Origin of the sequence: Lawsonella clevelandensis (assembly GCF_003241315.1) — a bacterium.
Taxonomy (GTDB): domain Bacteria; phylum Actinomycetota; class Actinomycetes; order Mycobacteriales; family Mycobacteriaceae; genus Lawsonella; species Lawsonella clevelandensis_A.
The window spans coordinates 44,149-66,807 of the sequence record NZ_QFOZ01000012.1; the positions used below are offsets into that span (position 1 = coordinate 44,149).

Genomic DNA, 22,659 nt, shown 5'->3' on the forward strand with positions numbered 1-22,659 from the left:
CTGCTTCATGAGCAGCCCACCCACAATAGTTAACGGTGCCTCTAGCACTTATAGTGCGTGATGAGGTTTACTTTTTGGCTTTATCGTCCGACTTAGCGTCGGTCTTGTTCTTCTTTTTCTTCTTACCAGCGTAGATACCGTAGCCGATACCGCCCGCAGCAGCGAGAACAATAATCACAATAAGAGCAATACCCCAGCCGGGCATACCATTCTTCACAGAATCCTCGTCCGCATAAATGTCAGTATCGACGCGGCGGAGACCATTCTCATCGGTCTTCATAGCAGACGTAGAGTCCCGCTTACCCTTCTTATGGTGAGATTTCTTCTCTGACGCTTTCGCGCCTTTCTTACCCTTGGCAGCCATCATGGCATCGTGTGCGGATCCCGTGGCTTTCACAGTGGCCAGTGTGAAAGCCAGTGGGCCACCATTCTTCGCCACAGCAAGACAATTCATGGGGAATGTCTTATTCCCCACTATGGGGTGATGCACATGGTTTTCCATAGTGATCCAGTTTTCGGGGTTATTCTTCTGCCCCGCAGCACCCTCAATAGCCTGATGGATAGTGGGTAGCTCACCCGGCTCCGTAGCTCGCAAGGTTACCGAGAAAATGGGTGGGGACCACACAGTATCCTTACCGTTTACCGCAACATCCATATTGGAGAGGATAAGACGGTTACCCCCCACGAGGCTCAAATTCGGCTTCGTGGTAAGAGCCTGACCAGGGGCAATAATTCTGGCGGTAACGAAAGCAGAGGGATCGTTAAGGGCAAAACGAACCACAATGTTTTTCATAGCGATAACATCCGCACCCTGCTGTTTACCAAGAATAGTGTCGGGGCGGTAATCGACGGTGATGGTGAACTCGTCACCCACCTTCACATTATCGGGGGTGACGATTTTAATATGGTCAGCATCGCGCACCATGTCCGCTTTAAAGTTCAAGGGAACACCATTAGAGTGGCAATTTTGGGCGATAGGCTTGTGGATCTCAGCAGCCTCCGCACTGGCTACAGTAAGCGGAGCGCACGCACAAACCATACCCGCAGCAGCGCTAAAAGCGACGATTCGCCTAAAAAGCGAAGTGTGAATGTTCATAGTCCTAGATATTAACACCGGATGTCATAGGTCCTCACCTTGGGTAACAAGTATGGCCACCACCCCACAGACCACTCCGTAAACAATGCTTTAGCTGCGCCTATAGCCATTATCACGGGTAATTGCTACCCGCCCAAGGAAACTCGGTGAAACGATACAGAAACGTCTACACCCACAAGCGGCTAGCAGGAACCCCCAAATCCACCGTCGCACTCTCAGAAACAGCCGCGCCTGCCCCAGCAGTTAACTCCAACAATTGCGCCGCCCAATAAATATCGTGCAAGGCAATACCCAAATTGTGGCACACAATCCGCTGCGCAGAGGACGTCCGGCCGGCATGCTCACCGCGCACCACCGCCGCAACCTCCACCGGGTCCGCAATAGTGCGGCTACCCGGCCACGCCTTAATGCCCTCCACGTCATCAACGAATACGAGGTCGAAGGCGGAATTAATGCTATTGAAGCCCACCTTAAAAATAGGAATAACAGTAGTACCCGGCGCGAACCACTCCGGCTGGCACTGATCACCGTCAAAATGGCTGGCGGCGCTCAACACAATATCCTTCTCCCCCACTAGCTGGCGCATATCGGTAACACCACATTGGGGAAGCCGGTGAAACGCTCTGCGAAGCGTTCATGCTGGTCCTTATACTGCAGCACCGTCACCTCATAGAAGCGCTCCGGGTGAGCAGACGCCATAATATGCAGGAAGGTGACGGCTGTGTTCCCCAACCCCACTATGCCGATACGCTGCATATCCGCATAGTTGCTATCTGCAGAGCTGCCGTCCGTGGGGCTGCCGTTGGAGGAGCTGCCGTCCGTGGGGCGAGCATTGGTGACAGCGTGAGCATTGGTGGTGGGGTGCGTATTGGCGAAGGTGAGAGCACTATGGGCCGCCACCGCACCCGTCCGCCAGGCAGTAATCCACGTACCATCCACCAACGCCAGCAACTCCCCCGTCGCCAGATCCGTTACCGTAATCTCCGCCGCCACAGAAGGACTCCGCTGCGGAAACCCATCCACCAGCTTCGTTCCCGCAATACCCAAGTGGGGAACAATAGCCGGCATCACATCGTAAAACCCCGTGCCGGGACAGCCCAACAGACGCTCATCCAGATCAACCTCAGTTTTCGCGGGAAGGATAGCCTCCTGCTTGTGGGTCAGAGCGTCCTCCACCCACTCCACCATGGTGGCGGCCTCCAGATGGTTACGGGCGAAAGAATCAATAGTGTTGAAGCTGAGAATGCGCATAACCCAGTGTTACACAGGCTGACATCACCACGCAGCCCGCAAGCCAGAACTCCGCGCAGCCCGAAAGCCAGAACCTCACTCAGCCCGCAAGCCAGAACCATCTCCGCCGACAACCTGGCCAGCTACCAGGACGCTTTCGCCGCCAGCCCCATTAACCGGCTGATGCAGAATGCCGTCACCGAATCCCCCATCACCAAGGTCGCGATGGACCGCAGTATCGCCGTCGGCATCGACAAGACCGTTAGCCACCGCCTGGACGACTGGAAAGTCACCAACCAGAAGAAATCCGGCCGCTGCTGGCTCTTCTCCGGCCTCAACTCCCTGCGCTACGCCGCCGCCAAACAACTGAACGTCCAGGACTTTGAATTCTCCCAAAACTGGATGCTGTTCTGGGACAAGCTGGAAAAATCCAACTACTTCCTAGAATCCATGATCGACCTGGCCGACGCTGACGCCGACGACCGCACCGTCCACCACCTGCTCTCCGACCCCATCGGTGACGGCGGCCAGTGGAACATGTTTGTTGCCCTGGTGAAGAAGTACGGTGTGGTGCCGAAGAGCGCCATGCCGGAAACGGAATCCTCCAGCTGCACCGCCTCCCTCAACGAGGCTCTGCAAACCCTCCTCCGCCAAGGCGCCCACGATCTGCGCGCTCTCATTGCTGCCGAGGGTGGTAAGGCTGCCGCCGACCCGCAGAAGGTTGACGCCGCCAAGCAGGATATCCTCAGCAACATTTACCGCGTTCTCGCCATTCACCTGGGCACCCCACCCACCGACTTCGAATGGGAATGGCAGGATAAAGACAAGAACTTCACCCGCGCCGGGCGCATGACCCCCCTCGAGTTCGCCGAAAAGTACATCACTGTGGAACTGGACGACTATGTGTGCGTCGTCAACGACCCACGCCCCACCAGCGAATACGGTAAAACCTACACGGTGGATCGCCTGGGCAACGTGGTGGGCGGCACCCCCGTCACCTACCTGAACGCCCCCATTGACGTGTTGAAGACAGCCGTCAAGGAAACCATTGTGGACGGTGACCCCGTCTGGTTCGGCTGCGACACGAATAAGCAGTCCAGCCGCGACCTCGGCATTTGGGACGCCCACCTATACGACTATGAGGGCGCCTACAGCCTGGACCTCACCCTGGATAAGGCCAACCGCCTGATCTACGGCGACAGCCTGATGACCCACGCCATGGTGTTCGTGGGTGTTGATGTGGACGATGACGGCAACGCCCGCCGCTTCCGCGTGGAAAACAGCTGGGGCGAAGACATTGCCGACAAGGGCTTCTTCACCATGAACTCCACCTGGTTCGACGAGTACGTGTTCGAAATCGCTATCCACAAGGACCGTCTGCCCGCCGACCTGCGCGCCGTCGTGGACGCCCACGAGGAACCCATCGTGCTGCCCGCCTGGGATCCCATGGGAGCCTTGGCCTAAGCTAAAGCACTGAAAAGGTGCTAAGGCGCTAGGGTGCTAAGGCACTGAAGCACTAAGGCACTGAGGCTGCCGACTGCTAGAGGATCTTCAAGTCGTAGACTTGCAGCGTAATATCCTGGTCGGAGTCCATGTCGGATCCCGGGCTGGGATTCTGATCCTTCACCTGCCCCGCCTTGGAAATACTCTTAGTCCCAACCTTTTTCACGGTGATGGTGCCATCCCACCCGGCCGCATGCAGGCGGTTAACCGCCTCATCTTGGCTTAGGCCGCGCACGTCCGGCATCGTGATCTTGCTGCCATCCGAGATAAGCAGCGTGACCGTATCACCCTCCTTGGCCTTACCAGAGGGGTTCGTGCCTATAACAGTGCCACGCGCCTCCTTAGAGTGGACGTACTTTTCCTCCACCGTAAAGCCGGCCTCCTCCAGCGTGCTGCGGGCCTTATCCTCCGACATTCCATTAACAGAAGGAATGTAGGTGGCAGTTGTTTCACCAGTACCAATGAGTAGAGTGATCTCCTGCGAGGGGGAGATGGGGGAGCCTGCCGGCACCGACAAGCCCACAACTTTATCTTCCATGGAGGATTCGGAGGGGACGCGGCGGACGTCAGAGGCAACCTTCAACCCGGCCATAGTGAGCTTTTCGCGGGCTTCGTCCTCACTTAGGCCGCGCACGTCCGGCACCACAATGGGGTTCTTACCCTTGCCAGAAGAAATAATAAGGGTGACGCGCCCACCGCGGGCCACCATGGTACTGGCGGCGGGATCCGTACGGATCGCCATACCGCGCGGCACAGTGTTCGAGGATTCAGTTTTCAGCTCTACGCGGAGACCTTGCTGGCGTAGGCGGTCAGCAGCCGCATTGGCTTTCATGTTGGTGACGTCGGGGACCGCCAGTTGGTTCGAGAAGAGACTGACGCCCGTGACGGCCTCCGTAATGACAATGCCGGTCATCGTGAGGCCAAGAATAATGAGCAGGGCAATGCCGATTTTCTTGAAGTGGGAACCTACACGCTTACGCTTTGCCTCCTTGGGGGAGAGATTCTTCTCAGCGTCAGCCTTTGCAGTGTCTTTTGAGGAGTCTTTTGCCTTGCCTTTTGTGGTGTCGGACTTCTTCTTCCACCACTTTTTCGCCGGCTTTCCCTTTCCATCAGCAGCAGTACCATCTGTGGAGGTGCCATCAGCGGGTGTGCCATCTGCTGCAGCATTGTCTGTAGCAGTATTGTCAGTGGCAGTACTGTCTGTAGTAGTGCCGTCATTCTCATTAGTAGCAGAATCACCGTCAGCAGCGGAATCACCGTCAGCAGTGGTGAGGGCCTCAGTAGCCACACCTGCCAACGCTCCGCTACCGTCACCAACGCTGGTATCAGTGCCAGCACCAGCAGTGGACCCAGTACCGTCACCAGTGTTATCGCTAGCAGTGTTCTGCAGACCGGGGAGGTCCTCAGCGTCCCGCATGGTGCCGAAGCGGACACCTTTTTCGTTAATGGGGGCGCGCTGGTCGGCGGTAAGGCTCTTCGCGTCCTCACTGGCCTGCCGGGAATTAGCCTGCCCAGCTGCCGCTGCCGCCGCCATCATCTCACCAATACTCGCGGCGGCAGCACCAGCGGCATCAGCAGTACCGTTAGCGGCATCGTCATCGGTATTGTCGCTGGCACCAGAATTGTCGGCGGCAGTATCGGAATTCTTATCCGTTGCGTCTGCGCTGGCTTTCTTGCCTTTACGCTCCGCATCCATGCGGGCAATATCGTCATCGGTGAGTACTGGCTGCACAAGAGTAGCGTCACTCTTCATAGCCATGGGGCGCTGCCCATGCAGCACCGTCACCAGGTCCGCCTCCATATCGGCGGCAGACTGGTAGCGATCCGCAGGGTCTTTCGCCAGTGCCTTCAACACCACCGCATCGAGGCCAATAGAGACAAGCTCATTCAGGTGGCTCGGCGGAATAGGGTCTTCCTGCACATGCTGGTAGGCCACGGAAAGCGCAGAATCACCCTCGAAGGGAGGCTGCCCCGTGATCGCCTCGTAGAGGACACAGCCAGCGGCGTAAATATCGGAGCGCACGTCCACATTCTGGCCGCGTGCCTGCTCCGGGGAAAGATAGGAGGCAGTGCCAATAACCTGGGAGGTTGTTGTCATGGTGCTGGGGGCATCCATCACCCGGGCAATACCAAAATCCATTACCTTCACCTTGCCGGTGTTGGTAATCATAATGTTGCCGGGTTTCACATCACGGTGAATAACACCCATCTGGTGGCTATACTCCAGCGCATTGCACAGGTCAGCCACAATATGCATAGCACGCTGCGGATATAGGGCACCGTCCTCATGCACCATGTCCCGCAAGGTTTGGCCGCGGATAAGCTCCATCACAATGTAGGGGCGCACACCCTCATCTGTTTTTGCCTCAGCCGTATCATAGATGGCCACAATGTTGGGGTGGTTCAGCTTGGCACTGTTTTGTGCCTCCATGCGGAAACGCTCCAGGAAGGACGGGTCCCGGGCTAGGTCTGGGCGCAGGATTTTAATAGCGACCTCGCGCTGCAGAACCGTATCCACGGCCATGCGCACTTCACTCATCCCGCCATATCCAAGAATGTCCCCCAGCTCGTAGCGGTTGGACAGCATTCCTTCCATTTTTGGGTGTCCTCCTTACGGCAGATTCAATTCGTAGACGGTAATGCTGACAGCGGAATCCTTATCCACTTCAGCCCCCGCAACCGGGTACTGCTTCGCTACCCGACCAATACGCCTAATATCCAGCGTGTTTGTGTGAGAGCGGTTAAGTTGGCCACTCCACCCCGCTGCACGCAGTTTCTCCACGGCGGACGCGCTAGTGTCACCCACCAGATTCGGCATCGTGATGAGGGAACCATCAGACACCACAAGGGTTACCGCATCGCCCTCGGAAAGATCCTCCCCCGCATTCTGCACAGATATTACCGTGCCGCGCGGCTTAGCGGATTTCATCGTCTGGACCTGCACCTTCAACCCTAAAGCGGTGAGCTTATTCTTAGCTGTCGTGACATCCTCGCCCACAACCGCAGGCAGTTGCACCGGCACGCGGCCACTACCCACATAAAGCTGAATATTTCTCCCAGGTGTAATAGTGTCACCAGCCGGCACACTCGTGCCAATAACCTTGCCCTTCTTATCGTGCGGCGAAGGCTTCTGCACAGTGTCCGCATCCACCCGAATACCGGTAAGACGCAGCATAGTACGCGCCTTGCTGACACTCATTCCGGAAACATCCGGTACTTCAATGGGGGAATTGCCGGTAGCCACATAAAGGGTGATGCGCTCATCCTTCTTCAGCTCCGTTCCCGCCTCCGGCTTCGTGCGAACAATAGTGCCATGCATTTGCGTGGGCACATCACTGACCACCACCGTGACGGTATAGCCATCACTAGTGAGGGAATCATAAACGGAGTGAGCATCCTGGTCATGATAATTCTGCAGCTTCGCACCGGCCGTCACCACAGTGTCGGAATTATTATCGTGGACACCATAGTAGATACCAGTGCCGGCAAGAATAACAACAATAACCGACGCAAGAGAGATCAATACTGTGCGGCGCTTCTTCTCCCCCAGACTCTCCCACCAGTCCTTGATGGCAGCACCACGTCCCCGCTCCTCAGTATCCTCGGCGTCCTCAACGTTCTCAGCGTCCTCGGCGTTATCAATACCCCCAGCAGCATAGCCACCGGCAACACTCGCCGGAATACGCGTAGCACTGCTCGCGCCGGTAGCACCCGCGGCATTAGCAGCACCGCCAGCAGTGCCGTCAGCATTTTTTGGTAATCCGGCAAGTGCACACGGGGCGCAACATGCTCACCCAGAATATCCTCTAAAGCCTCCTGGAAATCGCCGGCATTATCAAAACGATTCTCCGGCTGCTTCTCCAAAGCCTTCAGCACTACCGCATCCAGGGCGGGGCTAATCTCCGGCCGCACGATACTGGGTGGCTTGGGGGTATCCTGCACATGCTTGCAGGCAACCGCCACCGCCGTCTCCGCCTGGAAAGGTGGCTGCCCAGTAAGGCACTCGTAGAGGACGCAGCCCAAAGAATAAATATCGGCACGGTAGTCAATAGTTTTCCCCATGGCGTGCTCGGGGCTGATGTACTGGGCAGTACCAAAAACCGTAGACGCCTGGGTGAGGGACTTCATATCGTCTGCAGCACGGGAAATACCGAAGTCCATGACCTTCGGGACACCGGTAAGGGTAATCATAATGTTCGCCGGTTTAATATCCCGGTGCACAATACCCATCTGGTGGCTGTAGTCCAACGCATTAGCCACCTGCGCACTAATCTTCAAAGCATTCTTAATAGGCAGGGGCCCCTCGGTTCCCACCAGGTTGCGGAGGGTACGCCCATTCAGGCGCTCCATCACAATGTAGGCCAGAATGCCGTCATCGGTGGCGGATTCGCCGGTGTCGTAGATAGCCACAATGTTGGGGTGGTTGAGGCGGGCGCTGTTGCGGGCTTCACGGCGGAAGCGCTCCAGGAAGTTGTGATTACGTGCTAAGTCTTTCCGCAAGATCTTGATCGCAACATCACGATTCAACAATGTGTCACGAGCAGCACGTACTTCGCTCATGCCGCCATAGCCGAGTACTTCACCCAGCTCATAGCGTCCATTGAGTCGTCCACTCATCACGTGTCTGTCCTAGCGTTCTAGCGTTCTAACTGTCGTCCACGTGGAGACCGTATTTCCAGATCTCCAGAATCATTCGTGCGTGTTAACGGGGCTACATTACTATCCGATTTACCTCCATTATCGGGCTCCCGCGTCTTCGTCCGCGTCGTATTCCGCGACGATTCATCCGTGGAGTTACCAGAGTCCCCCTCATCGTCCTCAGTACTGTCCACCGTGGGACTCTCCTCCGACTTCTTCGACTCGGAGGTTTCACTGGACGTATCAGAAGAATCCGTAAGAGTATGTGTGAGGGTGACGGTGGGGCGCTCCGACGACTGGGTCGGCAGATCTGACTTCCCCGTCAGCGTGTACGCCGCATACGTAATAAGGGCAATAACCAGCAGGACACCCAACACAATAAGTACTACCTGGGCCGCAGTTAGACCCCGCGGTGCCGTGTCCTTGTGGGAGGACTCCTCCGACTCGTCAGAAGAATGCGACTTTGCTGGCTCTGCCGGCTCTGCGACAGGCTCAGTGTAGACGGGCCGCGGTTGCTGCGGCGGCATGGGGGTATTGGATACAGCCTGGTAGTTATTCTCACCAGGTACTGCTCCTGATGTCCCCACGGCGGACGTCAAAATCTGGGTAGCATTTGCCGGAGGAACACTACCCCTGCCGCCAGCGCCACCCATGCCGCCGAACGGACCACCCATCACGGCAGTTTCCGCAGCGGACGCAGCCGACTCCGGTAAAGGAGCCGGATTACCAGCCTGTACTTGGGAAATAGCGCGGGCAAACTCCGTACCATTCCGGTAGCGGGTAGAAGGATCCTTACACAGGGCAAAACCAATAAGGTTACGCACATTCGCAGGAATAGTGGACGGCAGCGGATCCGGTTTAGCAGTAACATGCGCCATTGCGGCAGAAACGGATCCTTCACCCCCGAAAGGACGGTGTCCGCATAGTGCCTCGTAGCCCACAATGCCCAGGCTGTAAATGTCGGAAGCGCTGGTGGCTTCCTTGCCGACAGCCTGCTCGGGGCTAATGTATTGGGCGGTTCCCATAACCGTGCCGGTGCGGGTAATGGGAACGGAGTCAACGGCTTTCGCAATTCCGAAATCGCTAATCTTTACCCGTCCACGGGGCGTGATAAGAATATTGCCGGGCTTCACATCGCGGTGAATAATGCCCTCTTCGTGGGCGGCGCCAAGCCCCTGCGCCGTCTGCGACAGCATATCGAGGGTTTGGGCAACGGTAAGAGTACCCAGGCGCCCCAAAGCATGGCTGAGGGACTCCGCATGGATTAGTTCCATCACCAGGTAGGCAATGGGGTATCCACCGTCTACGTCGCGGAATTCCCCATAGTCGTAGACGGAGACAATGTTGGGGTGGTTCAGGCGGGCTGTGGTGCGGGCCTCCTCCCGGAAACGGGTGAGGAAGTTACTGTCCGCGGAGAATTCAGCCTTTAGGATCTTGATGGCGACGCGCCGGTCAAGAACGGTGTCGTTGGCCATCCATACTTGGCCCATACCGCCGGTTGCGATGAGGGATTCAATTCTATAGCGGCCGGAGATAATAGTTTTAGGTCTGATGATCACTCGCCGTCACCTCTCTCATCGTTAGGGCTCTGAGTGCTGGTACCACCCGTGTTCTCTGGAGTGTTCTCCGGGGTAACCGCGGGTGCGGAATAGGTGGGGGATTGGTAGGTGGGTGTTGTTTGGTAGGTGGGGTATGTCTGGTAGGTGGGGGTGGAAACCTGCGGGGTGGATTCCCCAATGGAGGCTTTCAAGACGGCGCGGCCAATAGGGCCGGCGACGGTGGCGCCCACAGATCCTAAACCTACGCCAGGTCCGCCTTCTACCATGACGGCTACGGCAACGTCACGGCCGGGGATAAAGGCAATGTACCAGGTGTAGGGGATGGAGTTTTTAGAGTTGGAGCCGTGCTCGGCGGTACCAGTCTTGGAGGCGACGGTAACGGAGAGTTTATTGCCGCCACCTGCGTACTGTTCGGCAGTAATCATAAGATCAGTAAGTTGTTTAGCTTCGTTGATGGACAGTGCGCGGTTCAGTTCTTTCGGCTTGGCCTCGTAGAGGGTGGAGAGGTCCTGGGAGGTTTGTGCCTGTACCAGGTAGGGCTTCATGCGAACACCCTTATTGGCGATGGTGGCGGCAATGATGGCGTTCTGGAGTGGGGTGAGGGCCACGTTGCGCTGCCCGATGGCGGACTGGGCAAGGGCGGCGGAGTCGGAAATGTCGCCAATGGTGCTCGACATTTCGGAGACGCCCAGGTCGTAGTCGTCACCAATGCCGAAGGCTTTGGCTGCCTGCTGGAATTCCTTAATGCTCAGTCGGCGGGATAGTTCCGCGAAGGGAACATTGCAGGAGTAGGCGAAGGCCATGGCGAACGTGCTGCCGCCGCAGTATTCACCACCATAGTTTTCGAGGGTGGTGACGGTGTCCGGCAGGGTGGTGCGGGGTGCGTTGTTGACGGGTGTGCTGGCGTTAACGCCTTTGCGGAGCAGTGCCGCCGTGGTGACCACTTTGAAGGTGGAGCCGGGGGGAAGTGGTTCGGCGGTGGCGCGGTTGGTGAGGGGGGAGGGCTGCATGCCGCGGAGTTGCTCGTCGTAGTTGTTGACGGCGGTGCTGTCGAAGCTGGACAGGGGGGTGGGGTCGTAGCTGGGGCTGGAGGCGAGGGCGAGAATAGCGCCGGTGGAGGGGCGGATAGCGACAACGCCACCAATGACGGGGCCGGCTCCCACACCGGTTTGGAGGGCGTCCCAGGCGGCCTGCTGCATGGCGGGTTTAATGGTGAGGGCAACGTTACCGCCCTGGGGATCGCGGCCGGTGAAGAGGTCCACAATGCGGTTATTGAAAAGTTTGTCGTCTTTACCGGAGAGAATGGAGTCTTGGAAGTATTCCATGCCGGAGCGGGAATAGAGGCTGAAGTATCCGGTGACGGGCGCCCACATTTCCGCATTCTTGTTGTAGACGCGGTGGTACTTGTTGGTTTTTGGGTCTAGGCGGCTGGAGGCTAGGACAACTCCACCGGCGGTAATTTGTCCACGCTGGTGTCCGAATTGGTTGAGTTGTGTGCGGGCGAAGTTACGGGGGTGGTCTCGGAGGTCGGGGCCATGGATAGCCTGCACCCAGGTGAGGTTGAGGAGGAGGACGACAAGGAGAATGCCAGTGAACGTGACAACGCGCCGAATGGTTTTATTCACGGTTTCCCCCTTGTTGTGAGTCGTGGTGTGAGTCGTTTTCGTGTGCTTGCTGTGGCGTCACTTTTACGCGGTTGGCGCGGCTTGGCCTTTTTATCCCATGGGGTGGGAGTTTTGTGCCGGTGGGCAGGGACAGTGGCCGGGTAGCCGAGTCTGACACACGCAACACCAGCGCTACCAGCAGATAGTTTGCCAGCAGCGAGGAGCCACCATAGGAGAGGAATGGGGTGGTGAGGCCGGTGAGGGGGATAACGCGGGTAACGCCACCAGCAACCACAAACACCTGGAAGGCCATGGTGAAAGCAAGGCCGGAGACCATCAGTTTCCCGAAGGAGTCCCGCACAAGCAGGCTGGTGCGGAAGCAGCGTTGCACAATAAGCGCGTAGCACACTAGTACTGCTGCCAGGCCAATGAAGCCGAGTTCCTCACCCACTATGGAAATGATGAAGTCGGTGGAGGCGTAGGGCACTAGGTCAGGGCGGCCATTGCCCAGGCCGGAGCCGGCAATTCCGCCGGTGGCCAGGCCGAAGAGTGCCTGGGAGAGCTGGTAGCCGTTAGTGTCGAAGTATTTAATGGGGTCCAGCCAGGTGGCGAAACGTACCTGCACGTGGCTGAACGAGAAGTAGGCAATGAGGGCTGCCGCCGCGAATCCAACAACGCCAATAAGGAGCCAACTGACGCGGTTGGTGGCGATGTAGATCATGGTGAGGACGGTGGCGAAGATCAGCAGCGAGGTGCCCAGGTCTTTTTCCACGACCAGGATAAGGACGGCGACCACCCACACCACCAGAATGGGGGCAAGGTCGCGGGCGCGGGGCAGTTCAATACCCAGGATTTGCCGGCCGGTGGTGGCGAAGAGTTCCCGCTTGGATACCAGAATGGCGGCAATAGAGATAATGAGGACAATCTTGGAGAATTCGCCCGGCTGGATGGAGATGATGGGGGTGCGGATCCAGATCTTTGAGCCGTTGACCTCGGACATGCTGGAGGGCAACACGGCGGGAATGGCGAGCAGGATAAGGCCGACCAGCCCCAGCGTGTAACTGTAGCGGCTGAGGACACGGTGGTCGCGTATTCCCCAGAGGGTGAGAACGAAAATAATGACCGCAACAAATGTCCAGATAATCTGGCGTGTTCCTTCAGATACGCCACCGGATTTCGCGGAGGTGGATAGATCCAGGCGGTTAATAAGGACAAGCCCAATACCGTTCAGCATGGTAACAAGCGGTAGCAGGAAGGGGTCTGCCTGGGGTGCCAGGTAGCGCATGGCCACGTTGAGAATAACGCAGATAGCGACGAATGAGAGTCCGTTGGTGAGAATGCCCCAGGAGAGGTGATTGTCTACCGTGTACTGAACCATGCACATGGCCAGAATGACCAGCGCGGCGGACACCAGCATAAGGATAAGTTCCATATTGCGGCGTTTCCGGCCCGTCTTTTTCAGAATGGTGACGGCTTCTTCTGGGCTGACGGGGGTCGCATTCTGCAGTCCGGATCCGGGCGCGTTGATAACTGCTGGAGAATCCGCGGTGACGGACGCGCTGGCCTCGCTGAGCTTGCTGTTGTGCTTACTGGTGCGCTTCTTCGTGTCGCGCTTCTCCGTTGTCCACTTGTGCTTCCAGCCGTGTGCGGTACGTGTGCGCTGCTTCTCGTTATCGGATGCGCTCTTGGAATGAGGCTGGTTAGGTGAGTGTGTCATTTATTTCGCCTTTCGGCAGGGCACCGGATGGTCTTGTGGTGGCACAGGTTGTCCGGTGGCGTCATAAATGATGGGGGATTTGGGTGGGCAGACGGGGAGAAGCCCAGAGGCAATAGCGCGCGTAAGGTAGTTCCGGGCGTCCTCCTGCGAGTGGAAGATCTTGTCGGAGACAAGCTCGGTGCGGAGTGCCTGGGTGAAGGAGTCTAGGGTAAGGTGCTGGCAGTCAGCTGGTACGGCGTCTGTGTCGTAGATGGCGGACTCGCAGACAACGGAGTCGGGGCGGCCATTGAGTGGTGTGAACCAGGAATCCTTGAAGCCCTTGTAGATGAAGAGTTCATTCTTGTCATTGACGCCCACATAGTAGGTGTTGTTGTAGGCGTAGCCCACTACCCCAGCCACAATGGCAAGGCAGACAACGACCATACTGACAATAATGATGGCGAGTTTCTTCCCCTTCTTACTTTTTTTCCCCTTGCGCTTATTCTTCTTGCTCTTCTTGGATGCGCCTTTGGCATTGTCGCTTTCTACCGCGTTGGCGTCACTGTTTCCGCCAATACCGTTTTTGCCAATGCTGTCTGTGCTCATACTGTCCCCGTCAATGCGGACGGGTTTAGCGCGGTGTGTCGTATCCCCATCGGTATGAGGAACAGCACCGGCAGCACCACTAGTACCCGCAGCACCACTAGTAGCAGCGCCATGAGAAACAGTGCCCGAGGCACCGTATGCAGCTGTGCTCTGCGCATTGTGTGAGTCTGCCTGCGCGCCTGACGCGCCTGACGCACCTGCATTCTGTGCGGCAGCATCACGGACAGCGGCAGCGCGAACGGCGGCAGAGTCAGTGCGGATACCGTCAGCGGGGATTTCTATCCCCTGCGCGGCGGCTCCCCCCAGGACGGGGTTGGTGGGGCCGTAATCTTCGTCGGTAATGTCCGCCACAATAAGGGTGACGTTATCGGGGCCGCCGGAGCGGAGCGCCAAATCAATAAGATGGTCTGCGCATTCCTGCGGAGTGCCCTGTGCCAGGGTGGAGGCAATAGTGTCGAAGCTGACGGGGTCGGAAAGACCGTCAGAACAAATAAGGTAGCGATCTCCTACTGCCACTTCCCGGATAGTGAGGTGTGGCCGGCATTCGTCACCCATCAGAGCATTCGTAATAAGGCTTCGCTTGGGGTGGACGGAGGCTTCCTCGGGGGTGATGCGCCCCTCGTCAACAAGATCCTGGACAAAAGAATCGTCGCGGGTAATCTGGTGCAGTTCACCATCGCGCAGCAGGTAGGCGCGCGAGTCCCCCACGGACGCCATTCCCATTTTGGCGCCGTCGAAGAGCATAGCCACCAAGGTGGTACCCATGCCGTCAAGATCGGGATTATCGCAAATAGCTTCCCGGATAAGGTCATTGCCGCTTTCAATATGGCGGCGCATATCCTCCAGAATGTCGTCCCCCGGCTGGTCATTATCCAGCGGGGAGATTGCGGAGATAACAAGCTGTGACGCTACTTCCCCCGCAGCATGCCCACCCATACCGTCTGCGAGCGCCAAAAGGCGAGGCCCGGCATACACCGAGTCTTCATTGTTTCCTCGCACAAGCCCCATGTCGGAGCGGGCGGCATAGTTGAGAATTAGCGTCACGGGCGTAGCTCGATTACAGTCTTGCCCACCCGGATAGGGGTACCAAGTGGGACTTTTACGGACGTGGTTACGCGGTCATGGTCAAGGAAGGTTCCGTTCGTGGAGCCCAAATCCTCCAGGTACCAGTCGTCTCCGTTGGGGACGAAGCGGGCGTGGTGGCCGGAGGCGTAGTCGTCGTTGAGGACCAGAGTGGAGTCATCTGCGCGACCCAGCAGAATAGGCTGATTCCCCAGAGTAATGCGGGCGCCAGCGAGCGGCCCCTGCGTCACAATGAGATACCTGGCTACCTTTGAGTTCCCGCCTTTTCCGGAATGCTTAAATGCGTTCTTGAACGAGTGTTTCTTCTTTTTCTTCGATTTCCGGGCGGACGTGGCCAAGTCGAATGAGGCGGCTAATGTGTCATTTTTCAGAGTGTGCAGAATGAGCCAAATGAAAAACCACAGGAGAAGGAGAAATCCAAAGCGCCCAATTTGGAGGACGAGTGGCTGCATGTTTACTCCTTCCTGGATTTACACAGGGACAAAACCGATACTTCCCTACATTCTACGGTTTCCACCACAACGACGGCCACTAGCAGGAGCGACTATTCACGTGAAGTACGCCTCTTCAAGCGCGATCCTCGATAACAGTAACTTCCAGACGGCGACACCACTGCAGCAGCAACGAGTGTTAAGGGGATTACTGAATCCTAATAAGGAAATGGGTATGGCCCATAATGATCTCATCATTATTAGACAGTTGCCACTGGGAAATACGGATCCCATTCACAGCCGTGCCGTTAGTAGAGTTGAGATCCGTGATGGTAGCGGTTACACCATCCCAGTCAATACGCGCATGGTGGCGCGACACACCAGTATCGGGGATACGAAAAACAACGTCATCCCCGCGGCCTACCAGCGTTGCACCAGGGCTAAGAACACACAGCGTATTCCCTGATTCTTTATCAACGAGCATGGCGGTATGGGAGATCCCCGCATTATTCTGTGCGCCGCTGCCGCCTCCACGGATACCATCGCTACCAGCACCGTTAGTGTTGCCAGTATCACCATGATTATTGCCGCCATTGTTGCCAAATGCGGTGGCGTTAGGGGAGATATTGCTGGCTGGACCAGTAGAACGCGTACTAATAAAACGTGGTAACTGGCGCGCATCCACCTTATCGTTGCATTCACTCATCAGCCGGTACTGGCCATCGCGCAGATCATCAGACTCCGTGAACTCCACAACGACGTCACCAACCACACCCCAGTCCTGGTCATAAAGGTAGGAGTCGAGGTGACGGCTGACCACACGCGGGGAGGTAGCCTCATCATTCGCGAAACGCTGGGCGTCACCAGGGGAAAGAGTAACAATGAAATGATTGGGGGAGAGTAACTGCCCGTCGGGGAGTTCCTGCAACTTATCGCCAGACTCGCGACGGAGAGCATGCTCCACCTCAAGAGGGGTAAGAGCACCGCCGAAAACACGCGCGAAAGCATCCGAGGTGGAGTTTTCCAGTGAACGCTCGAAGCGCTGCATAAAGCCCATGGAGTGTTCGTCCCGCCCTTTCCTGTTTTCACGTTCTTACACACCAACACACGCGCATAAGAAACTGCTTCGTAACGGTTACAGTGACAGCTACCTTGACAGCTACTCTGCCGGTTACTCTGCCGGCTACTTCACAGTTACGCCAATGGTTACGAGGAGTTCCCCACAATGACCACACCTGAGTCTCGGGTACTGTCTACCCCAATACGATCCACCCTTATCGGCGCTGTATGCGCGGCAGCCATATGGATCATTATGGGAGTACTCTGGTTCGCCCGCACCAGCTGGGACTCCTCCGCCACCTCCATAGGCGGATTCCTGGGCATCACCGCCCTCTACCTCTTCTCCCTCGGCTTCTACCTGAACATTGACTCCGCCGGCATCGACAAACGCTGGGGCGGCGTACGACACCGTCACACCATCCAAAAATGGATGGCCCTCGCCGGATTCATTGTCGCCGTCATCAGCCCCTGCCTTTCCGGCAAGGACATCAACGGCCCACAAGCAATGAACATTGTGGCCATTGTGAGCCTGGTCTTCATCGGCATCACCGTCTTCATCACCCTCTGCATACAGCTCGCCACCGCCTGGCCCACCCTCCGCAAACTCCCCTTCCCCCTCTCCTGGATCGTTGACCCCCCCTACGACGTCTGGCGCGTTTTCCAAGACCTCCTTGGCGTGTGGGTAACCATCCTCTTCGCCTACGCCTACACAGCCTGCACACCACTATGCGACGACGCCGTCATGGCCCCCATCTTCAGCCTCCTTACCGTCTTCGGCGTCGTTTCCTGGATATATTCCTCCTTCCTGCAACGCTTCGTTTTCAAAGGCCGCCGCATGGTCATTACCGGCGTCCGCTCCCTCGCCTCCAAAACCGTCGAAATTACCCTCGAACCCACCGACGACAAGCCCGTTCGTAAAGGCCTCCCCGGACAATATGTGTGTCTCTCCGCGCCGGGCGTGGTGAATGGCCCACACCCCTTTATGGAAATATCGGCCCCGGGACGGGACATTTTGCAGATAGCGGTAAAAGTATCCGGCATTGATACCCGCGTCCTCCGCGAAACCGTGGGTGTTGGTATGAAGGTGCATGTACGCGGGCCTTACGGCGACCTTGACCTCCGCCGCGCCACCCCACGCCAGGTGTGGATTGCTGCCGGCATTGGCATTACCCCCTTTATCTCCTGGCTACGCGCTATTGATGCACTGATCGACGAGAAAATTCACCGCTCTGGGGTTCGTTCCTCAAAAATCCGTAAAGTGGCGTCACAGGAAGTTATGGAGCAACTGGGTATTCATAAAGTTGACCTGTGGTTCTTCCACCACGGTGAGCCCGCCTATGCGGAGGAACTCTACTATTGGGAGAGCCGTTTCTCCTGGCTAGAGGTACATATTCGGGATACTACCCAAGTAGATCGCCAAACCGCCGCCGAAATTATTGAGGAAACCCCCGGGTTGGATCCTGCCAACCTGGACGGCGTTTCTGCAGTGCTGTGTGGACCGGCGGAGATGATGCGTGACTACAGCCAGAATCTGGATGAGTTGGGGGTATATCCCATCATTCGTGAAGATTTTTCATTCCGTTAGGCCGTGTGTTAACCTCAAAAAGTTACTCCGGGCGAGTGGCGGAATAGGCAGACGCGCTGGCTTCAGGTGCCAGTGACCGCAAGGTCGTGGGGGTTCAAGTCCCCCTTCGCCCACAAAAAACTAAGCCGGAGGCCATCATGGCCTCCGGCTTTTTCATGTCTTATTCTCATGCTTAAACAGCACACTCGAACAGCGCGCTTAAGCAGCACACCCAAGTAGTTTGAAGGGGTGCCAGGCCCCTAGACCTGGCACCCCTAAACTTGGCACCCTTGCTGGCACCCTGTGCAGTTAGATGTTGATGGAGGGGTGCAGCTTCTCCATATTCCAGTTCCTGTCGCGGCGTGCTCCCAATGCCGTCAAACAGATGTTGAGGGCGAGGAAGACGAAGAGCATGACAACTGCTTCTATCATGCGTCCATCGAAGTCGCCGTAAAGGGTTTGCCGGAACCCGTTGACGGCGTAACTCATGGGTAAGATCGGGTGCAACCATTCCCACATGGAAGGTTCTGTTTCCACAGGATAGAGGCCACCCGAGGCCAGAATCTGAATCATCAACAATGCCATTGTTGCGACACGTCCAGGCCCAGGCCCAAGGAGTGCCACCAACATTTGGTTCATTGCCATGAACACCAAGCCCACCAGCATGGTGAAGAACACCAGACCAACCATGGTGTAGGGCTCCAGCGGGACAGAAGCATTCGTCACCAGCACAATAACTAGTGCCTGAATGAGGGCGATGATGGCGGCGGGGGTAAAGCCGTTGAGGGCAGCCCGCACCGGGTTAATTCCGCTGGCTACTGCCCGTGCATGTATTGGGCGTAGCAGCAGGAATGCGATAATGCCGCCAATGTAGAGGGCCAGGCAGAAGAAGAAGGGGGCCAGGCCACCACCGAATGTGCGCTCGCGGGAGTCACGCTGGTCGGAGAGCTGTACTGGTTCCGCCAGGGTTTTCGCAATGGATTTGCGGTGGTCTTCCGTCCAGGTGGGGATAGCTTTGGAGCCTTCCGCTAGTTTCGTGTGCAGTTCGTTAGCACCATTGGACAGGCGGGTGGATCCGTCATGTAGCTGGTTAACACCAGTGACAAGCTGGCCAGTGCCATTGTGGAGGGTGTGGAGACCCGTGGAGAGTTCATGGGCACCATTATTAAGCTGGTTAACGCCGTCCGTGAGCTTCGTGAGCTTGGCGGGCATCTTCCCATGGTCAAGGTCGGTGGCGGCCGCGTCAATCTCGTTCAGCTGCTTCATAAGCTTTGAGTGGGGGCCAGCACCCTCAGTATCTAGACGGGTTGCTAGTTTGTCGATTCTATCGGCTTCCGCCAAGACGGCAGGGTCGTGGCTTCTCCGCAGAATGGCCACGGTTTTCCGTAGTTCCTGCGACGTGGTGCCCTGTACTTCGGAGATCTTCTGGGCTTTCCGGTGGTAGTCGTGAACCTGCGACGTCATACCCGTCAACTTGCCGATGAAGGCATAGAGTTGGTCATGCATTTGTTGCGTGCCAGCTGCTAGTTTGTCGGAGCCGGCGGATAGGCGCCCAGCGCCGTCATCGAGTTTAGCGGAGGCCTCCTGCAGTTTGACGGTGCCGTCGTTTACCTGCACGGCACCATCGGCGAGCTGTTTAGCGCCCACTGTGGCTTTTGTAATGCCTTTACCGGCATCTTGTATGGCTACAAGTACTTTATCAATTGCCTGCTGGCCAATTTCGGAGCTGACTGTCTCTAGGAAAACGCGCATGGCGTTTTGGCCGATAAGGCTAGCGAGCCAGCCGTTAGAGTCGTTGTAGTGGGTGTAGACAGTTGCTTTGCGGGGCTTATCGCCGGTGGGGGATACAACATCCTCGGTGAAATCCTTGGGGAGGATAACCGCAAAATAGTACTTGCCCTTGTGGACACCAGTGGTGGCGTCGTGCTCGTCTGTGGGGATCCAGGATAGTTGGTCATTGTGGCGAATCTTGTTTTCAATTTGTTCGCCCGCGTTAAACGGCTTCCCGGAGAGTACAGTGCCCTGGTCATTATTGACAAAGGCGACGGGTACTCTGCCCAGTTTGCCGAACGGATCCCAGAAACTCCACAGGTAGAGGGTGGAGTAGAGGAGGGGGATAAGGCAGATCGCAATAATGGCGAGTTTGCCCAAACGGGAGCGTCGGAACCGCCGTAGCTCTGTTCCTAAATTCACTGCTGCAAACATTACTGGTCCTTTTCCCCCGATTCTTTCGCTGACTCCGTCCGCAGAACGGCGGCAGCTGCGCCGGCAATATCGGCTGCTGTAATAGCCTCAGCGCTGGATGACAGGCTGGAGGAGGATGCTACTTTACTGGCGTCAGTGTAGGTAGCACCTTGGCTATTGGTGGAGGTGGGTAATTGTGACTGTTCCGAAATGACCCATTTCCGGCTGAGTTTACCGAGACGAGTATCGCGCAGTCCAGTGCGGCGCGGCTCGTAGTGGTTTCGTTCAGTGAAGAGCGGAATCACCATCATATTGTCGTAGATTTCCTCTGGTGGTGGGTTAACCGAGTTAACGATAACCAGCATGTTTTGAGAGAGACGGTGGAGAACATCAATGAGGACAATACGATCCGTCATTTCCCGTACTTGCTCCAGATCGTCCAACACTAGCATCTTGACTTGCTTGCGATGGGCGGGGTGCAGGGAGAGGGCAATACGGATAAGTAAACGATCCAGACTGGGGATTTGGCTAACGTAAAGGTCTAGGTCCGGGAAGGAACGCTCCCCGTAGACGGGGCCAAGAATGCGGTCGCGGTAATTTTCGTCTACGCGCGCCACCCACCTATACCAGTGGTGGCCCCACGCGCGGTGCTCGTTGAGGATATCTCGTACTTTGACGTTACGGTCTAGTTCGTCGATGGCGTCAACCCCGGCGATGGCGACGGATTCGCGGATATGTTTCTGCTTCTTGTGGCCACACACCTCAAGAGTTCCTGTGCTGAGGCGCATACGTCCAGATAGAGCAAGAGCGAGGGCAGTGCGGCCAGAGCCATCGCGCCCGGAAAGGAAGACGAGTTTCTTATCGGGGAGTTCAAGGTCGAGGGGTCCAAAAACTGGCCCCTCCTCGCCTACGACGCCAATTCCGTGTGCGATGAGTGGCTTATCAATCTGCAGATTTTCAGGCATGCATACTCCTGGAGACCGGCATTAACGGTACGGTTGCGATGCTGTAGGCGCGTCTATCGGATGGGGTCCGATCGTTCTCGTACGCAGCAAGTGTTTCCCCCTGGGAGGGCAGCGCAACAGTCGTACTGTAGCTAGGTTGTGGATAGCCCCTAGCAAATAGCGGGGCTATTTGGTGGTGGTACCCATTTTTAGGCGTGAGGCTTGTGGACCATCACAGTTTTCTAAGAATGGGTTTTCATATATCTAGCCTAGAAAATAATCTGCTTTCTGGGTAGTTGGCAGGGTGACCAAATGGGGTAATTAAGGCTATAAACCGCAGTTCACAGCTACTTTGTGATAAAAATTTCTTTTTTCACAAAAGTAGTAAAAATATACGTTCTTCCTCCCATCACCTTAGTAAAGTGAGTATTACCTAATTTTGCTAAGGTAGAGGCGTCACCCTCGGTGATATTCTGCGGGAATACTCACCGCCAGATTCCAAACACGAACCTGGAAACCTAAAGGAGTGTTTTCTTGAACAAGACAACAAAAATCGCTGCTCTCCCCCTCGCCGCCCTCCTCGCCTTCGGCGCAGCCGGCTGCGGTAACGACGACAATGACAAAGACACCGCTAACAACTCTGGCACCAGCGTATCCGCCAGCACCTCTACCAAAGCCACCCTAAACTCCGCCAAAAAAGCTATTTCCGCAGCATACAAGGCATACCCCAACAGTAAAGCCCTCAACCTTGCCACCACCACAAACAGCAAAGAAGGCTGGGTAGTAACCCTCCTTACCGCCGCCAAACAAGTCGTTGACGTACAAGTGGACTACGACGGCACCGTCCTCAACAAGAATGTTGCCGCACAAGAACCCACCAAAGACCAGCAGGGAATAGCAAAACTCCTCGCCGACATGGACACCCCCGGCCTGGACGAAATTATCTCCGACAACACTCCCAAAGACGGCGTTATTGCCTCCGCCACCCTAGAAAACAGCGATGACACCCTTGTGTGGACTCTGAAATACAACAACAAGAACACCAACAAGGAAATGACAACCGTCTGGGCAGACGCCGCCTCCGGTGCTGAACTCGCCAGCGAAGACGCCAGCTAAACACGGCCGCCTGTACATGGCCGTACAACCTTCCACTTACGGCTATTGACGTGCATTGAACATTAAATACATAAATAGGGGAACCCCTGCTCTAGCTAGGGGTTCCCCTATTTATATGCCACTTGTATATGCACAATTGTGCCTTAGTGAAATGCCAGTACTCACCCATATTTCTACTGGAAAACACCAGTGTGGTGAATCCACCAATACAGTCCCCGCAAAAGTAGCTCTCCCACGGAAGCAGAGGGTGTGGTTTACTGTGCGCGGTCATTATTTTGGTGACGAAGATCGAGAAGAAGATTAGTGGTGTGATGAAGCCTGTATCTGCAGGAAAAAGACTGGTAAC

Annotated in this window: 17 protein-coding genes, 1 tRNA gene and 1 pseudogene; 4 read left to right on the forward strand and 15 right to left on the reverse strand. The window is 56.4% G+C overall.

The features are described 5' to 3' along the window. Positions 1-67: 67 nt before the first annotated feature. From DI579_RS06660 to DI579_RS06670, 3 genes are all read right to left on the reverse strand, one after another. Positions 68-1,096 (reverse strand): hypothetical protein, encoded by a 1,029-nt coding sequence (locus DI579_RS06660; protein ID WP_303678972.1) that lies wholly within the window; start codon positions 1,094-1,096, stop codon positions 68-70. Positions 1,097-1,262: 166 nt separating this feature from the next. Further along, complete coding sequence (locus tag DI579_RS06665; RefSeq protein WP_303678973.1) at positions 1,263-1,682, reverse strand: hypothetical protein; 420 nt, start codon at positions 1,680-1,682, stop codon at positions 1,263-1,265. Further along, on the reverse strand, positions 1,670-2,347 hold the full coding sequence (locus DI579_RS06670) for a hypothetical protein (protein WP_290599084.1): 678 nt from the start codon (positions 2,345-2,347) through the stop codon (positions 1,670-1,672). Before DI579_RS06670 ends, DI579_RS06665 begins: the two co-directional genes overlap by 13 nt. A gap of 6 nt (positions 2,348-2,353) precedes the next feature. On the opposite strand from DI579_RS06670, the gene DI579_RS06675 reads away from it, so the two are divergent. Further along, complete coding sequence (locus DI579_RS06675; protein ID WP_303678974.1) at positions 2,354-3,790, forward strand: aminopeptidase C; 1,437 nt, start codon at positions 2,354-2,356, stop codon at positions 3,788-3,790. A gap of 76 nt (positions 3,791-3,866) precedes the next feature. On the opposite strand, the gene DI579_RS07220 is transcribed toward DI579_RS06675, so the two are convergent. From DI579_RS07220 to DI579_RS06725, 10 genes and pseudogenes are all read right to left on the reverse strand, one after another. Next, positions 3,867-5,366 (reverse strand): PASTA domain-containing protein, encoded by a 1,500-nt coding sequence (locus DI579_RS07220; protein ID WP_306559167.1) that lies wholly within the window; start codon positions 5,364-5,366, stop codon positions 3,867-3,869. Between the two features lie 3 nt (positions 5,367-5,369). Then, positions 5,370-6,425 (reverse strand): annotated as a pseudogene (gene pknB / locus DI579_RS06685) (Stk1 family PASTA domain-containing Ser/Thr kinase); the annotation flags it as partial. A gap of 15 nt (positions 6,426-6,440) precedes the next feature. After that, positions 6,441-7,352 carry a Stk1 family PASTA domain-containing Ser/Thr kinase gene (locus DI579_RS06690; protein WP_303678975.1) on the reverse strand — a complete coding sequence of 304 codons (912 nt, stop codon included), beginning with the start codon at positions 7,350-7,352 and terminating at the stop codon, positions 6,441-6,443. After that, a complete protein-coding gene (locus tag DI579_RS06695) occupies positions 7,349-8,446 on the reverse strand; it encodes a protein kinase (protein WP_303678976.1) in 1,098 nt (365 codons plus the stop codon). Before DI579_RS06695 ends, DI579_RS06690 begins: the two co-directional genes overlap by 4 nt. A 20-nt stretch (positions 8,447-8,466) precedes the next feature. Next, positions 8,467-10,026 carry a serine/threonine-protein kinase gene (locus DI579_RS06700; protein ID WP_303678977.1) on the reverse strand — a complete coding sequence of 520 codons (1,560 nt, stop codon included), beginning with the start codon at positions 10,024-10,026 and terminating at the stop codon, positions 8,467-8,469. Further along, positions 10,023-11,651: a penicillin-binding transpeptidase domain-containing protein gene (locus tag DI579_RS06705; protein ID WP_290599079.1), complete on the reverse strand. Its 1,629-nt coding sequence runs from the start codon at positions 11,649-11,651 to the stop codon at positions 10,023-10,025. The genes DI579_RS06700 and DI579_RS06705 overlap by 4 nt, the downstream gene beginning before the upstream one ends. After that, the gene (locus DI579_RS06710; protein WP_290599077.1) at positions 11,644-13,347 is read right to left on the reverse strand and encodes an FtsW/RodA/SpoVE family cell cycle protein; all 1,704 of its coding nucleotides are present in this window, start codon (positions 13,345-13,347) and stop codon (positions 11,644-11,646) included. The genes DI579_RS06705 and DI579_RS06710 overlap by 8 nt, the downstream gene beginning before the upstream one ends. Next, complete coding sequence (locus DI579_RS06715; RefSeq protein ID WP_290599075.1) at positions 13,348-14,976, reverse strand: PP2C family serine/threonine-protein phosphatase; 1,629 nt, start codon at positions 14,974-14,976, stop codon at positions 13,348-13,350. It abuts the gene before it with no gap. Next, positions 14,973-15,467 carry an FHA domain-containing protein gene (locus DI579_RS06720; RefSeq protein WP_290599074.1) on the reverse strand — a complete coding sequence of 165 codons (495 nt, stop codon included), beginning with the start codon at positions 15,465-15,467 and terminating at the stop codon, positions 14,973-14,975. Before DI579_RS06720 ends, DI579_RS06715 begins: the two co-directional genes overlap by 4 nt. A gap of 187 nt (positions 15,468-15,654) precedes the next feature. After that, positions 15,655-16,494 (reverse strand): FhaA domain-containing protein, encoded by an 840-nt coding sequence (locus DI579_RS06725; protein ID WP_303678978.1) that lies wholly within the window; start codon positions 16,492-16,494, stop codon positions 15,655-15,657. 177 nt (positions 16,495-16,671) lie between these two features. Between DI579_RS06725 and DI579_RS06730 the strand changes: the two genes are divergently transcribed. Both DI579_RS06730 and DI579_RS06735 read left to right on the forward strand, forming a co-directional pair. Continuing rightward, positions 16,672-18,090 carry a hypothetical protein gene (locus tag DI579_RS06730; RefSeq protein ID WP_290599072.1) on the forward strand — a complete coding sequence of 473 codons (1,419 nt, stop codon included), beginning with the start codon at positions 16,672-16,674 and terminating at the stop codon, positions 18,088-18,090. A 29-nt stretch (positions 18,091-18,119) separates the two neighbouring features. Beyond that, a tRNA-Leu gene (locus DI579_RS06735) sits at positions 18,120-18,203 on the forward strand. A gap of 175 nt (positions 18,204-18,378) precedes the next feature. Here the strand turns inward: DI579_RS06735 and DI579_RS06740 are convergent. Beyond that, positions 18,379-20,274 carry a YhgE/Pip domain-containing protein gene (locus DI579_RS06740; protein WP_290599071.1) on the reverse strand — a complete coding sequence of 632 codons (1,896 nt, stop codon included), beginning with the start codon at positions 20,272-20,274 and terminating at the stop codon, positions 18,379-18,381. Continuing rightward, entirely contained in the window at positions 20,274-21,218 is a 945-nt protein-coding gene (locus DI579_RS06745; protein ID WP_290599069.1) for an ABC transporter ATP-binding protein, read from the reverse strand. Before DI579_RS06745 ends, DI579_RS06740 begins: the two co-directional genes overlap by 1 nt. Positions 21,219-21,731: 513 nt before the next feature. On the opposite strand from DI579_RS06745, the gene DI579_RS06750 reads away from it, so the two are divergent. Next, entirely contained in the window at positions 21,732-22,313 is a 582-nt protein-coding gene (locus DI579_RS06750; RefSeq protein WP_290599067.1) for a hypothetical protein, read from the forward strand. Positions 22,314-22,659: the final 346 nt, after the last annotated feature.